Annotated in this window: 11 protein-coding genes; 2 read left to right on the top strand and 9 right to left on the bottom strand. The window is 30.9% G+C overall.

Annotated features, from left to right (window positions below; genetic code table 11):
* A partial coding sequence (locus ABJD66_RS11390; protein WP_348131607.1) for a glycosyltransferase occupies nucleotides 1–450 on the bottom strand: 450 nt, incomplete at its 3' end.
* Between the two features lie 38 nt (nucleotides 451–488).
* Nucleotides 489–935: a type I restriction enzyme HsdR N-terminal domain-containing protein gene (locus ABJD66_RS11385; RefSeq protein ID WP_100896104.1), complete on the bottom strand. Its 447-nt coding sequence runs from the start codon at nucleotides 933–935 to the stop codon at nucleotides 489–491.
* 26 nt (nucleotides 936–961) lie between these two features.
* Here ABJD66_RS11385 and holA point away from each other — a divergent pair, with 26 nt between their 5' ends.
* On the top strand, nucleotides 962–1963 hold the full coding sequence (gene holA / locus ABJD66_RS11380) for a DNA polymerase III subunit delta (protein WP_348131604.1): 1002 nt from the start codon (nucleotides 962–964) through the stop codon (nucleotides 1961–1963).
* Here the strand turns inward: holA and ABJD66_RS11375 are convergent, their stop codons facing one another.
* The 5 genes from ABJD66_RS11375 to uvrA form a co-directional block, all read right to left on the bottom strand.
* Nucleotides 1964–2344 carry a DoxX family protein gene (locus ABJD66_RS11375; protein WP_100896102.1) on the bottom strand — a complete coding sequence of 127 codons (381 nt, stop codon included), beginning with the start codon at nucleotides 2342–2344 and terminating at the stop codon, nucleotides 1964–1966. It abuts the gene before it with no gap.
* 120 nt (nucleotides 2345–2464) lie between these two features.
* Nucleotides 2465–4876 (bottom strand): thiamine pyrophosphate-dependent enzyme, encoded by a 2412-nt coding sequence (locus ABJD66_RS11370; protein ID WP_348131600.1) that lies wholly within the window; start codon nucleotides 4874–4876, stop codon nucleotides 2465–2467.
* A 163-nt stretch (nucleotides 4877–5039) separates the two neighbouring features.
* Nucleotides 5040–7883 (bottom strand): metalloprotease, encoded by a 2844-nt coding sequence (locus ABJD66_RS11365; protein ID WP_348131597.1) that lies wholly within the window; start codon nucleotides 7881–7883, stop codon nucleotides 5040–5042.
* 6 nt (nucleotides 7884–7889) lie between these two features.
* Nucleotides 7890–8576, bottom strand: a complete 687-nt coding sequence (locus tag ABJD66_RS11360) for a TIGR00730 family Rossman fold protein (RefSeq protein WP_100896099.1) — start codon at nucleotides 8574–8576, stop codon at nucleotides 7890–7892.
* Between the two features lie 53 nt (nucleotides 8577–8629).
* A complete protein-coding gene (uvrA, locus tag ABJD66_RS11355) occupies nucleotides 8630–11458 on the bottom strand; it encodes an excinuclease ABC subunit UvrA (protein ID WP_348131592.1) in 2829 nt (942 codons plus the stop codon).
* 125 nt (nucleotides 11459–11583) lie between these two features.
* Here uvrA and ABJD66_RS11350 point away from each other — a divergent pair, with 125 nt between their 5' ends.
* The gene (locus ABJD66_RS11350; protein ID WP_348131589.1) at nucleotides 11584–12111 is read left to right on the top strand and encodes a hypothetical protein; all 528 of its coding nucleotides are present in this window, start codon (nucleotides 11584–11586) and stop codon (nucleotides 12109–12111) included.
* Nucleotides 12112–12178: 67 nt separating this feature from the next.
* Here ABJD66_RS11350 and ABJD66_RS11345 read toward each other — a convergent pair whose 3' ends face one another.
* Together ABJD66_RS11345 and ABJD66_RS11340 are read right to left on the bottom strand one after the other, a co-directional pair.
* The gene (locus ABJD66_RS11345; RefSeq protein WP_348131586.1) at nucleotides 12179–13252 is read right to left on the bottom strand and encodes a hypothetical protein; all 1074 of its coding nucleotides are present in this window, start codon (nucleotides 13250–13252) and stop codon (nucleotides 12179–12181) included.
* Nucleotides 13253–13419: 167 nt separating this feature from the next.
* Nucleotides 13420–14493, bottom strand: a complete 1074-nt coding sequence (locus ABJD66_RS11340; protein ID WP_348131583.1) for a hypothetical protein — start codon at nucleotides 14491–14493, stop codon at nucleotides 13420–13422.
* Nucleotides 14494–14591: the final 98 nt, after the last annotated feature.

Below are 14591 nucleotides of genomic sequence, written 5' to 3'. Positions count from 1 at the left end.
AGTATCAAAAATTCTACCTCTGCAAAAAGGGTAGCCTAAGCTATCTATATATCCACCGGCAGCACCCGCATACTCAAAATGAGTTTTCTTTTTTAAGTCTAATATTTTAGGTTGTATAATAGCTGTTTCAGCATCACTTGTAAAATAATTAGCTATAGGTGTTAACCAGTTTGGAGTTACTTCTACATCAGAATTAAGTAAGCAAAATACATCTTCATGTATATGTTTTAAAGCATCATTATATCCCTTTGCATAACCACCGTTAGTTGTGTTTTGTATAATTTGTACAGTTGGGTAGTTTTTTTTTATAAATGCTATAGATGTATCTGTAGATGCGTTATCTGCAACATATATTTTATGATTGTCAGAGAACTCTAGTACCGACGGTAAAAAACGTTCTAGTAGTTTTACACCATTCCAGTTTAGAATAACAACAGCAATTTTAAGCATAATATAATCTTACTTTTCTTATAAGTTCTTGTACAAATTTAACGGTTAAAATCAGGAATATCACGTAAAAACTCATAATTATCTTCTGTTATATTTGTTTGACAGTAAAAATGATTTAAACCGTTAGTCACCATTAAATAATTAGCGTCTAATTGCATATTGTAACGTGCAATTTGGTCAAAGGTAGTTTGTGTAATATTTATTTCGGGAGCTTTACACTCAACCAAAATATTTATGCTTCCGTCTGTGTTGAAAACAACAACATCGTATCTTTTTTTTAAGTTGTTAATTACCAGCTGTTTTTCTACATTTATAAGGCTTATTGGGTATTTTTTTTGATAAATAAGATGATGTACCACGTGTTGTCTTACCCATTCTTCAGGTTGTAATACCACAAATTTTTTTCTTATCACATCAAAAATATAGACTTTATTTTCGCTATTTTTGAAACGGAAGTTTTGTGTAGTAAAATTTAGCTTCTGCATACTGCAAATTTGATGATTTTTTTTAAATGGACGAAGTAAAAAAACTAATCTCCGATATTAAAAACGGAAACGTAAAACCTATTTATTTTTTAATGGGAGAGGAGTCTTACTATATAGATAAGATATCTGAGTACATTGAAAAAATGGTATTAACAGAGGAGGAGCGTGGTTTTAACCAAATGGTACTTTATGGTAAGGATGTTACTGTAGATGATATTGTGTCCAATGCCAAACGTTACCCAATGATGGCAGAAAAACAAGTTGTTGTAATTAAAGAGGCTCAGCATTTGTCTAGAACTATAGATAACTTGGCTAGTTATGCTAATAATCCGCAATTAACTACAGTTTTAGTAATATGTTATAAGTACGCAAAATTAGACAAGCGTAAAAAACTATATAAAGCAGTACAAAAAAGCGGTGTTTTATTTGAGAGTAAAAAATTATACGAAAATCAAGTAGCAGATTGGATTAAAAAAGTACTTAAGGGAAGTGGTTATACTATAACTCCAATTGCTGCTCAATTATTAGTAGAGTATTTAGGTACTAGTTTAAGTAAGATAAATAATGAGTTAGAAAAACTTAAAATTGTAATTACAAAAGATACAGAGATTACTCCTGCTACAATTGAGAAGCATATAGGTATTAGTAAAGACTTTAATAATTTTGAACTTAAAAAAGCAATAGGGGAACGCAACACATTAAAAGCTGCACGCATAGTAAATTATTTTGCTCAAAACCCTAAGGATAATCCGTTTTTAGTAACAGTAACAGTATTACATACTTATTTTACTCAAATACTACAATATCACGGATTAAAAGACCGCTCTAAAGGAAATGTTGCAAGAGTTTTAGGGGTAAACCCTTATTTTGTTGGAGAATACCAAACAGCAGCAAAAAACTTTCCAATGAAAAAAGTAAGCGGAATTATATCTACTTTACGAGATTTAGATTTAAAAGGTAAAGGAGTTGGAGCTTATAATATGTCTCAGGCAGATTTACTTAAAGAACTTTTAGTAAAAGTTTTTTAATTATTTACCGTCTACACTAAATCTACCAGGTCCTAATAAAAATATTATCATAAAAAACAGAAGGTAAAGTACAGCCATTTCTTTTACACTAAAAGGATCTGCAGCATGTTGTACAAAAGCAGCAATTAACATTGTTACGGCTGCTGGCACAGCAAACCATCTAGTTTTGTAACCTAATATTATAAATATTGGGCATAAAACTTCGCCTATGACTGCTAAAAATAAAGAAGGACTAGCTCCTATACCTATAGGGTCTGGAAATTTTATTTCATCACCACTAAAAAAGTTCTGTAATTTTGGTATTCCGTGTGTAAGCATCATTGCAGATGGCACAATACGCAGTAGTGCCAATCCTATATTTGTCTTAATGTTATCTCTCATTATTAGGCTCGGGGATAAAAAAATTCTATGTATCTCAAATTTAGAAATATTTTTTTGAATACACGATAAATTATCACTAATAATCAAATAAAAATAGACAAAAAGTGTTATTTACAACAATTACCTAAGTTTTGGAAAATTAGCAGGGTTAGCTTCATGCATTATAGCATATATTTTTTCGAAAATATCTTCTGCATTAGGTTTAGAAAAATAATCGCCATCTGTTGCATAAGCTGGTCTGTGTGCATTAGCAGTTATAGCCTGTGGCATACTGTCTAGATACTTGTAAGCCCCTTGTTTTTCTGTTATTTCTTGTAATAAATAAGCAGAGCAACCTCCTGGTACATCTTCATCTACAACCAATAACCTATTGGTTTTTTGTACACTTTTTACAACGTCATGATTAATATCAAAAGGTAGTAAACTTTGTGCATCAATTACTTCTATGTCAATACCAACTTCTAGTAACTCTTTAGCAACTTGTTCCACAATACGTAAAGTAGATCCGTATGATAGTACAGTAATATCTGTACCCTCTTTAACAGTTTCTACAACACCAATAGGAGTACAGTGTTCACCTAAATTTGTTGGTTTTTCTTCTTTTAACCTGTAACCGTTTAGGCATTCTATAACCAATGCAGGCTCATCAGACTTTAATAGTGTATTATAAAAACCAGCAGCTTTTACCATATTACGAGGAACAAGAATGTACATACCTCTTAATAAATGAATAAAACCTCCCATTTGCGAACCAGAATGCCATATTCCTTCTAATCGATGACCTCTTGTTCTAATTATTAATGGAGCTTTTTGTTTACCAACAGTACGGTATAGTAAAGTTGCTAAATCATCGCTTAATGTCTGTAAAGCATACATTAAGTAATCTAAATATTGAATTTCAGCAATAGGTCTTAAGCCTCTAAGTGCCATACCAATACCTTGACCAATAATAGTAGCTTCTCTAATTCCTGTATCAGCTACTCTAAACTCTCCATGTTTTTCTTGTAAACCTTCTAACCCTTGGTTTACATCACCAATAGCACCGGCATCTTCACCAAATATTAGTGTTTCAGGGTTGTTACCAAATATATAATCAAAATTATCTCTTAAAATAACTCTACCATCCACTGTTTCTGATTCATCAGAGTAAACTGGTTTTACTTCTTCTATATTGGTTGCCTTGTTTGGCAAGTCACTATAAAGATGAGAGCTATATTTTGGCTGTATTTCATCAATATATGAAGATATCCAATTAATTAACGCTTGTTTTTCTGCTGTATCTTCACCAATTAAATAACGTAATGTTTTTCTTGCGCTAGATGCTAAATCTCTTTTAATAGGTTCTTCTATAGCAATTAAATCGTTCTTAATTTTTGCAATAAAATTTTTGTTAGGACTTTTACTTGCCACATTCTCTAAAAGAACAACTAATGTTTTTTTAGCTTCTTTATTAGGGCTAATAAACTCTGTCCAAGCTTCTTTTTTAGCAGTACGTACTTCTTTTTTTATTTCTTTATCTATAGCAGATAATTCTTCTTCTGTTGCTATGTTGTTTTCTAAAATCCACTCTTTAAAACGTTTGTTACAATCGTTTTGTTTTTCCCAGTCTAAACGTTCTGGAGATTTGTATCTTTCATGAGAACCAGACGTAGAGTGTCCTTGAGGCTGTGTTAATTCATTTACGTGAATAAGTACAGGAACGTGCTCGTTTCTAGCAATTTCTGAAGCATTTTCGTAAGCGTGAATTAATGCTGTATAATCCCAGCCATTAACTTTTATAATTTCGTAGCCTTTATTGTTTTCATCTCTTTGAAAACCTTTAAGAATTTCTGAAATATTTTCTTTCGTAGTTTGATGTCTTGCGTGTACAGAAATACCATAAGCATCATCCCAAACACTAATTACCATTGGTACTTGTAAAACACCAGCAGCATTTATGGTCTCAAAAAAGTGACCTTCACTAGTACTTGCATTACCAATTGTACCCCAAGCAACTTCATTACCATTGTTTGAAAAATTGGTTGCGTCAATACCAGAAACATTTCTATATATTTTAGATGCCTGTGCTAAACCTAATAACCTTGGCATTTGTCCTGCTGTAGGAGAAATATCTGGACTACTATTTTTTTGTTCTGTTAAATTTTTCCAACTACCATCTTCATTTAAACTATGTGTACCAAAATGACCACCCATTTGTCTACCAGCACTCATAGGATCTTTAGTGATATCTGTAGTTGCATATAACCCGTGAAAAAATTGCTTTGCGTTTAGTAAACCTAAAGCCATCATAAAAGTTTGGTCTCTGTAATACCCACTTCTAAAATCTCCATTTTTAAAAGAACGAGCCATTGCTAATTGCGGTAGCTCTTTACCGTCACCAAATATTCCGAATTTAGCTTTACCAGTTAAGACTTCTCGTCCTCCTAACAAGCTACACTCCCTACTTAATACGGCTACTTCATAATCTTTAATGATTTGCGATTTAAAATCGTCGAAAGAAATATCGTCTTTTGTTTGTGGTTTTACGCTCATAGCTTACGAAGTTATATTTCTGCAAAAGTACCAAATTTGATTGGTTTTTGCAATAGCTGAGAACGATATGTTATTGAATATTTAATAAAATAAGGTCTATTTAGGTGTTTCAAATTATGAAATACTTAAAAAATACAGTTTAAATTAAATATATGTCATTTAATTAGAACCATTTTCTTGTAAATAACCCAGTTAAGGACTTTGGACTTAAGGTTACAATAAATCTTATCTTTTCTCCATAATTAGGTTGTGATACTTCCCATCCGTTGTTGGAATACATAGGAAAAAATAACTCAAAATAATCTGTTACTAAGTTTAGGCGTATACCAGTGTCATAAACAAAATTAGCTTTTGCTCCTTTGTTTTTTATGTAGCCAGCATCTCCATAGGCTTCTATCCACTTGTAAATATTGGTGCTTACATTTGTTGTTGCTATCCAATCATTAGCAAAAGGATTCTCTAATTTAGATTTAAATCCGCCTTCGGCTATAATTATTTGCTGACTATAAATACCTGTAGAAGCAGATCTTCCTAAGTATGCGTAATCAAATAAATAATCTGTAGGTCTGTCTAAAGCAAAACTAAAGTAATTAGAGTCGGTGTTATTGCTTATAAATTTACCTGCAAAAAACCTTACATTTAATTGCCTGTTGTTTTGAAACAGTTTACGGTATTCTAGATCAAAAGATAGTTTAGAGAACTTACCTGCATATTGTGCATCTGCAAACCAAGATAAATAATTTATTAATCCGTTATTAGTATCCCTAAACCTGGCATTTAATACACTATAATCCGGTTCAAACTCGGTATCTAATATAATATTTTCATCAAAATCTCTAAAAACACTTATGTAGCGCATAAAAAAACTTTGACTTCTGTTAGACCTTAAATCTTTTGGTCTCCAACTTAAACCAAAAGAAGGAGTTACTTTTGTGTATCTAGAGTTTTCTTGAAAGTGAAATGTAGCATAACTAAATCCGTAGGTAGTAAGAAATAAGTTTTTGTTTTTGTGTTGATCTCTAATTGTGAAATTACCAGACCCTACTAAAGAGTTTTCTTTAGTGGCGTAAGCGGGTGCTATTGAAAAAGTAAAAGGCCTATCTAATAAAGTGCTATTATGTAATTTTATTGATGGTGTTAAGCCGTCATAAGCATTAAATCTTATTTCTGGATTGTAAAAAATTTGATTGTAATATGGGTTTTCGGCATCTTTAAAAAATTGAAAACGTAATTTTTTATTACTTCCCAAAAAGCCCTTTAAAGACTTCCAATTGTTTCTTTGGTTGTATTCGGGTATTTTTTTGTCGTAATTTAATACTAGCTTATCTTCTCCATTTCTTGGAATGGTTATATTTTTTTCATTTATAATATTAGATATCCAGTATTTAGATACTATAGAATCTTTTTTTAAACCAAATAAAGAAATAGGTAAGTTAGTTGATGTTTTGTTTTTTACAGTTATTTTTAAAGAGTCCTCATTTTTTTCAATATTCTTTATTTTAAAATCTATTCTATCATTAGTAGATATAAATTCATTAAAAAACCAATCGATATTTTTATCTGTAGATTTTTTTAAAATATTTTCGAAATCTTTAGTTGAAACTTTTTCTTGATTGTAATTCTTGTAAAAATCTTTAATACTTTTTTTTACATTATCATACCCAATGTATTCAGATAAATAGGTTAAACCTAAACCAGATTTGTAGCTGTTTGCTATTTGCTGATTAAATTTTATTAGAGAATCGTTTGAAGCAGTTAGTGGTTGATCTAAGTTTTTTCTACTTGTAAGCATAGACATTAATGCATATTGATCATTAAAATCATACTTTGCAATTTCAAAACTTCTAACTCCCCAAATTTTTGAAAACTTGCCTAATAGTTTTTGTCCATTATAATATTCATCAACATAAGTAATCATTAAATAATTAACTATAGCGTCTGTAACCCATTTTTCTTTTCTAGGGTTTAAGTGTACACTTTCATCTAAAATGTTATATAAGGATGTTTTAAGTAATTTAAGCTCGTAATTAAATTCTTCAGAATAAGGAACTATAAAAGATGGTAGTTGGTTAATACCATATAATGGATTTTTTTTGTAGTCTAGCTCGCTTACAAGTAGTTTTTTATGTGGAAATTCGCCTAAGTTATCTTTTATATATTTAGTAACTCGGTTTATAGAAATTCCTTGTAATATTTCTGGGTATTTTTTTGATTTAAAATCTGTTTCTAAAGTTAAATCTGGAGTAATATGTGTAACAAACTTTTTTTGATTACTTAAAATTACTTCAGCACTTTTTCTGTTTTTACCATCTATTACGATGGTTTTATTTCCATTAACGCTATACTCGTTAGTTTTGTTAAGGTTTGTAGTTACAAAAAAGTCTTTATTAATAGTAAGATAAAGTTTTGTAGTTGTAGCGTCTGTTTGTAGATCTTCTAAGTTTTTATTAGAATATAGCTGCCATTTGTCTTTGTAAGAAGCAGGTGTTAAATACCAATCTTTTAGATAATAGGTACTATCATTACTATATCCAAACTTGGTGTATTTGTTTGGCGGTAATTGAACCTTATAATTTATTTTTAAAGTTAAAGTAGTGTCTGGGGCAAGAGGTTTGTTAAGTATAAACATTAAAATGTCTTTACTTTTAGTATGCTTGTTTGCTAATTTATTTCCTTTGCCATCTTTAGCTCTTAATATGTTTGTATAACCTCTTTCTTTAGCTTTAGCTAAGTGTAAACTTTTTTTATATTCTTCGGCAAAGCGCTTTGCTAATGCAGTTTTTTTACTAGAATAAGCGTTAGGCCAATCATTAAAATATAAAACTTCTAATGTGTCTTTTGATGTGTTTTTATAATTAAACTCTTGCTCTATGGTTATTTCATGGCAAGAAGTATCCAAGTTAGCATTAATAACAGTTGTATGTTGTGCATGTAGTTGTATACAGCAAAAGAAAAGAATTCCTATTGCTGTATACATTACATTATTTTTAAATTTTAATGCTATCATATAACTTTAGAAGTTAGGACTAAGATCATGTCCTTTGTAGAAAGCATCAATTATTTCTACAACTTCATCTGCGGTATCTACTATTTTTATAAGATCTAAATCTTTAGCACTAATATTACCTTCGCTAAGCATAGTATCTTTTACCCAGTCTATTAAACCTGTCCAGAAAGTAGTACCTACAAGTATAATTGGAAATTTACCAATTTTATTAGTTTGTATAAGAGTAATAGCTTCAAAAAGCTCATCTAATGTTCCAAATCCGCCAGGCATTACAACAAAACCTTGAGAATATTTTACAAACATTACTTTTCTAACAAAAAAGTAGTCAAAGTTGATACTTTTATCGTGATCTATATATGGGTTGTCATGCTGTTCAAAAGGTAACTCTATATTTAAGCCAACAGATGTACCACCAGCTAAATGTGCACCTTTGTTACCTGCTTCCATTATACCTGGTCCACCACCAGTAATAACACCGTAACCGGCTTCTGCAATACTTTTTGCTACATCTACAGCTAGTTCATAATATTTAGAACCTTCTTTTGTACGGGCAGATCCAAATACAGAAACACAAGGGCCAATGGCGCTCATTTTTTCAAATCCGTGTACAAATTCTCCCATTATTTTAAATAAGGCCCAAGAATCGTTTGTTTTTATCTCGTTCCAGCCTTTTGGGTGTTTTTCTCTTCTCATTCTATTCTAATTTATTACCTGCATACGTTACTCTGTATGCATTATTTTTAATGTTATAATTCTTTTTTAAGAAATTTAGCTGTGTAGCTTTTTTTGTCTTTGATGATTTCTTCTGGTGTACCTTTAGCAACTAACTTACCGCCACCACGGCCACCTTCGTAACCAATATCTATAATATAATCTACCATTTTAATTACATCCATATTATGTTCTATAACTAAAACCGTATTTCCTTTGTCTACTAATTTGTTTAAAACTTCCATTAATACACGTATATCTTCAAAATGCAATCCTGTTGTAGGTTCATCTAAAATATAAAATGTGTTACCAGTATCTCTTTTAGATAACTCTGTGGCTAACTTAATACGTTGTGCTTCTCCACCAGATAAAGTTGTAGACTGTTGCCCTAAAGAAATATATCCTAAACCAACATCTTGTATGGTTTTTAATTTGCGATTAATTTTTGGAATGTTTTCAAAAAATGTTACCGCCTCATTAATGGTCATTTCTAACACATCTGCAATAGATTTTCCTTTGTATCTTATTTCTAAAGTTTCTCTATTAAAACGTTTACCATTACAGGTTTCACAATCTACGTAAACATCTGGTAAAAAGTTCATTTCTATAACACGCAAACCACCACCTTGACAAGTCTCACACCTACCGCCAGTAACATTAAAGCTAAAACGACCTGGTTTGTAGCCTCTTATAGCTGCTTCTTGCGTTTTTGCAAATAATGCACGCACCTCTCCAAAAACACCAGTATAGGTTGCTGGGTTAGAACGAGGAGTTCTACCAATTGGAGACTGGTTAATATCAATTACTTTGTCTATATGTTCTAAACCTGTAATTTTTTTATATGGCATTGGTTTTTTTACACCATTAAAATAATAGGCATTTAAAATAGGGTAGAGGGTTTCATTAATTAAGGTAGATTTACCACTACCAGAAACACCTGTAACTCCAATCATTTGCCCTAAAGGGAACTCTACCGAAACATTTTTTAAATTGTTACCAGTACAACCCGTTAGTTTTATTTTTTTGCCATTACCTTTTCTTCGTTTTTTAGGAACGGAAATTTCTCTCTTACCTGTAATATAATCAGCAGTAAGTGTATTGTAATTTTTTAAATCTTCTGGTTTTCCTTCAGAAATTATTTGACCGCCGTGCTTGCCCGCTTTTGGTCCAATATCTATAACGTGGTCTGCACGCTCTATCATATCTTTATCGTGTTCTACTACAATAACAGAGTTTCCTATATTTCTTAAAGCCTCTAAAGATGCTATTAAACGCTCGTTGTCTCTTTGGTGTAATCCAATACTTGGTTCATCTAAAATATATAAAACACCTACTAGTTGAGATCCTATTTGAGTAGCCAAACGTATACGTTGTGCCTCACCACCAGACAAGGATTTAGAGCTTCTATTTAATGATAAATAATCTAAACCAACATTTAATAAAAATTGTAGTCTAGTTTTAATTTCTTTAATGACTTCTTCAGCAATTTTAAGTTGATTTTTAGTAAGCTTTTTATCAACTTTACTAAAAAAATCTGTTAAGTCTACAATATCCATAGTTGCTAAATCTGCAATATTTTTATCATCAAACTTAAAATATAAAGATGCTTTTTGTAGTCTAGAGCCTTCACAGGTAGGACAAACTACTTTATCCATAAACTCTTTTGCCCAACGTTTAATAGGAGCAGAGTTAGCTTCATTGTATTGACTTTCAATAAAGTTAGAAATACCTTCGTACTCTATTTTATAGTTTCGTTTTATACCTAAGGTTTTTGAGTCTACCTCAAAAGTTTCGTTTCCACCATTTAAAATAACTTCTATAGCTTCTTCTGGTATTTTAGAAATAGGATCTGTTAGTTTAAACTTGTAACGTTGCGCAATAACATCTAACTGTTTAAAAGCCCAAGAACTTTTATATTTTCCTAGAGGAGCTATACCACCTTCTTTTATAGATAATTTAGTATCCGGAAAAATTTTAGTGGTGTTAACTTGGTATTTATGACCTAAGCCACTGCAACTAGGACACATACCTTTAGGTGAGTTAAAAGAAAATGTATTTGGCTCTGGTTTTGGGTAAGATATACCTGTAGTAGGGCACATTAAATCTCTACTAAAATAGCGAGGTTCCTTTTTACCTTCTTCTAAAATCATTAATACATTATCACCGCTATACATTGCTGTATTTATGGTTTCTGTAATACGTTTGTCTAGATTGGCGTTATCAGATATTTTTAATCTATCTATAACTATTTCTATATCGTGTACTTTGTAGCGGTCTAATTTTAAACCTTTAACAATATCTACAATTTCACCATCTACTCTTACTTTTACAAAACCTTGTTTTGCAATTTGCTCAAACAACTCACGGTAATGACCTTTTCTAGATTTAATAACAGGAGCAAGAACATTTATTTTTTTATCTTTAAAATCTGTTATAATTAGCTCTTTTATTTGAGCGTCACTATAACTAACCATTTTTTCTCCGGTATTATAACTATGAGCATCTGCAGCACGTGCAAAAAGTAATCTTAGAAAGTCATAAATCTCTGTGATAGTGCCTACTGTAGACCTTGGAGATTTAGAAGTTGTTTTTTGCTCTATGGCAATAACTGGAGATAAACCATCTATTTTATCTACATCTGGACGTTCTAAACCACCTAAAAACTGACGAGCGTAAGCAGAAAAAGTTTCTATATATCTACGTTGTCCCTCAGCATAAATGGTATCAAAAGCCAATGAAGACTTACCACTACCAGATAAGCCAGTAATAACAACAAGCTTTTCTCTAGGTATTGTAACGTCTATATTTTTAAGGTTGTGCACACGTGCACCTTTTACCTCTATGTTTTCTTCGTATGTAATCATCTACTAATTTGGCAAAGTTGCTAAGTTACGATTTTGGATTTTAATTTAATAATTGCGTCTATTTAGTTTTTGTTAATTAATAACGTAATTATATTTTAGCAGTATTAACTAAAAAATACAGAAGAATGCAATTATTAGGAATAGGCTCTAGAATACAACATAATGAATTAGGAAAAGGTGTGGTTACCAATGTCACCAGCAAACATTATTGGGTTACTTTTATAGAAAAAGGATTAGAAACGATAGATGTTGATGCTGATTTTGAGGTGATTGAAGCTGTAGAAGATGAAGTGGACAGTGTTAGTTTTTCTGATGTAGAAAACTCTTTAATTGCAATATTAAGAAAATGGAGTGATGCATCTAGCATAACACCAATTGCTGATAAATGGAAAAAAGGAACTCTTGTATTAGAGCCAGGAGATGGTAAATCTGCAAATAAAGAAATACCTATTGATACTTTTTTTCATAAAATAGTTATGGTTCGTGACAGAATTAGAGTAATGGAGCAAAAAATTAATGCAAGTAAAAACCTTGTAGATCAGGAAAAGATAGACTTGCAACAATATATTACACGTATTTATGGTAGTTTAACGTCTTTTAATGTGTTATTTAAAAGCAAAGAAGACCAATTTGTAGGTGAACGAAGTAAATAGAGAAAAATATTAAAAAAAGCCCAGACTAAAACATAGTCTGGGCTTTTAATTAGAAACAAATTATTTCTTATTTTTCAAAGAAATATTCGTAAATATTTATTTCTACACCATCATAAGAATCAGATTCTGTAATTTTTAAAGTAGAATCAGAAATATCTAAAGTACCATCTAAGCCTAAGTCACCAAATTCGTATGTTTCAGCATCTATTTCATCACCATAATCATAAACATCAGAAAAAATGACTAAAGTAAGTCTGTTTTCTTCTTCATTATATGCCCATTTACCTTTAGTACTAGCCGTGTAGCCTGACTCTTGGTAAACAACTTCACAATTATCTTGACTTTCTTGATAGTTTAAGTATTTCTCAGTTTGAGAATTATTCATTTCAAAAGTGCCATCACTATTAAATTTTATATTTATAAAGTTTATTTTATGACACTCATCAACAGAATATTCTTCATTACAGATATTATAATTATCAGAATCACAACTTTCCTCTGCGATTATTAATTCCTTACCATTATCTATTCGTTTTGTGTAGTCCCAAGAGCCGACTAAATCACTATTACCACCCCAAGCTTCAACCGTAACGCAAACTTCTGTAGGTTCACTAATGTTACCTTGTGCATCGTACAAACAAATAACGTAGCAAAAAGTACCAGCTGTAACAGTTTCAGCTAAGTTTACTTCAATAATAGCATCATTTTCTTTACCGGCAGATTTTCCTTTTAAAAAGCCTCTATTTTTTTTAGTTTGTTCGCCTTTACCAGAAACGTAAATTTCATCTCTTGGGACATCAAAATAAGAATCTGCCATTCCGTTTTCATCTTTTAACTGTATGTAAACGCCAGTATAGTCTGAAGCAGAATTAAATTTAATTCCAAATCCTTTTTTCTGAAAAGCAGATTGTTTGCTGTAATCCATAGTAAACTCTAAACTACCAGTAGGAGTAAGAGATCCTGTTTTTTTAGTAGCACCTTCTATAACTAATGCAGAGCTTACTTTGTTTATTTCTAAAGGTTCGTCTTCTTTAGCATTAATTTCTGCGTCGTTATTTTTTGCAGACGAGTCATCATCAGACGAACAAGAGAAAAAATTTAGTGCTAAAAAGCACACAAGCATAATGTTAATCTTTTTCATTATAATAATTGATTAAGGTTATAAGTTAAATGAACGAATGTAGTACTAATTTAGTATAAGTATGTAAGTTATTTCGTATATTTTAAGTTGTAGGTATATAAATAAAGAAGCCCAAACTAAAATATAGTTTGGGCTAATAATTTGTTAATCTTCTGATTTTAGATTAGTTATTCCTTTTCAAAGAAATACTGATCAAAAAATATATTCCCATTGTCATCTGTATCTGGAATATTTACAATTAAAGATGATCCATTTAATGTAATTTTATCGTTTATATCGATATCTCCATTTTCATAAATATCATCATATATTTCTTCATCATACGTTTCTGTATCAGAAAATGTTAATAAAGTAAGTGTACCGTCTTTACTGTAAGCCCATTTACCAATAGCTTTGTAAGTGTAATTAGACTCTTCATAAATAGCTTGACAATTCTGATTACTTGCTTCCCAATTTATATTTTTTTCTAAAGAGGCCTCATTTAATTCGTATGTACCATCACTATTAAGTTCAAGCTTTAAAGAATTTATAGTATCACAATTATTCACAGCAGTTTCAATTTCACATATATCTGCATTATAATTATAACACTTTACTTCATTTACTTTTGTCTCTTTACCATCTTCTATGTCTTTTGTAAAATTCCAAGTGCCAACTAAATCACTATTACCACCCCAAGCTTCAACCGTTACGCAGACTTCTGTAGGTTCACTAATGTTGCCTTCACTATCATACAAGCAAATAACATAGCAAAAAGTACCTGCTGTAACACTTTCTTCAAGGTTTACTTCAATAGCAGCATCATTTTCTTTGCCAGCAGATTTTCCTTTTAGAAAACCTTTATCTTTTTTAGTTTGGTCTCCTTTACCAGAAATATAAATTTCAGATCTAGGAACATCAAAATAAGAATCTGCCATTCCGTTTTCATCTTTTAACTGTATATAAACGCCAGTATAATTTGACGCAGAATTAAATTCAATTTCAAATCCGTTCTGCTGAAAAGCAGATTGTTTGCTATAATCCATAGTAAACTCTAAACCACCAGTAGGAGTAAGCGATCCAGTTTTTTTAGTAGCACCTTCTATAATTAATGCGGAGCTTACTTTATTTATTTCTAAAGGTTCATTTTCTTGAGCATTAATTTCTGCGTCGTTATTTTTTACAGATGAGTCATCATCAGACGAACAAGAGAAAAAATTTAGTGCTAAAAAGCACACAAGCATAATGTTAATTTTTTTCATTATTATAATTGATTAAGGTTATAAGTTTAACAAACGTATATGATTGTTTTTTAGTGCCTTGATGCTGTGTAATATAGATTTTAAAAGATCTAAGTTTT

It is taken from the genome of Cellulophaga sp., from assembly GCF_039943695.1.
Classification (GTDB): domain Bacteria; phylum Bacteroidota; class Bacteroidia; order Flavobacteriales; family Flavobacteriaceae; genus Cellulophaga.
Note: the sequence above shows the minus strand (reverse complement) of the source record. Positions and strands in the feature narration are given on the sequence as shown.

What these genes read in the sequence shown, in the direction of transcription:
- ABJD66_RS11385 (WP_100896104.1), bottom strand. Translation starts at nt 935, where the DNA reads ATGCAGAAGCTAAATTTTACTACACAAAACTTCCGTTTCAAAAATAGC.
- ABJD66_RS11345 (WP_348131586.1), bottom strand. Translation starts at nt 13,252, where the DNA reads ATGAAAAAGATTAACATTATGCTTGTGTGCTTTTTAGCACTAAATTTT.
- ABJD66_RS11365 (WP_348131597.1), bottom strand. Translation starts at nt 7,883, where the DNA reads ATGATAGCATTAAAATTTAAAAATAATGTAATGTATACAGCAATAGGA.
- holA (WP_348131604.1), top strand. Translation starts at nt 962, where the DNA reads ATGGACGAAGTAAAAAAACTAATCTCCGATATTAAAAACGGAAACGTA.
- ABJD66_RS11350 (WP_348131589.1), top strand. Translation starts at nt 11,584, where the DNA reads ATGCAATTATTAGGAATAGGCTCTAGAATACAACATAATGAATTAGGA.
- ABJD66_RS11375 (WP_100896102.1), bottom strand. Translation starts at nt 2,344, where the DNA reads ATGAGAGATAACATTAAGACAAATATAGGATTGGCACTACTGCGTATT.
- ABJD66_RS11370 (WP_348131600.1), bottom strand. Translation starts at nt 4,876, where the DNA reads ATGAGCGTAAAACCACAAACAAAAGACGATATTTCTTTCGACGATTTT.
- ABJD66_RS11340 (WP_348131583.1), bottom strand. Translation starts at nt 14,493, where the DNA reads ATGAAAAAAATTAACATTATGCTTGTGTGCTTTTTAGCACTAAATTTT.
- uvrA (WP_348131592.1), bottom strand. Translation starts at nt 11,458, where the DNA reads ATGATTACATACGAAGAAAACATAGAGGTAAAAGGTGCACGTGTGCAC.
- ABJD66_RS11360 (WP_100896099.1), bottom strand. Translation starts at nt 8,576, where the DNA reads ATGAGAAGAGAAAAACACCCAAAAGGCTGGAACGAGATAAAAACAAAC.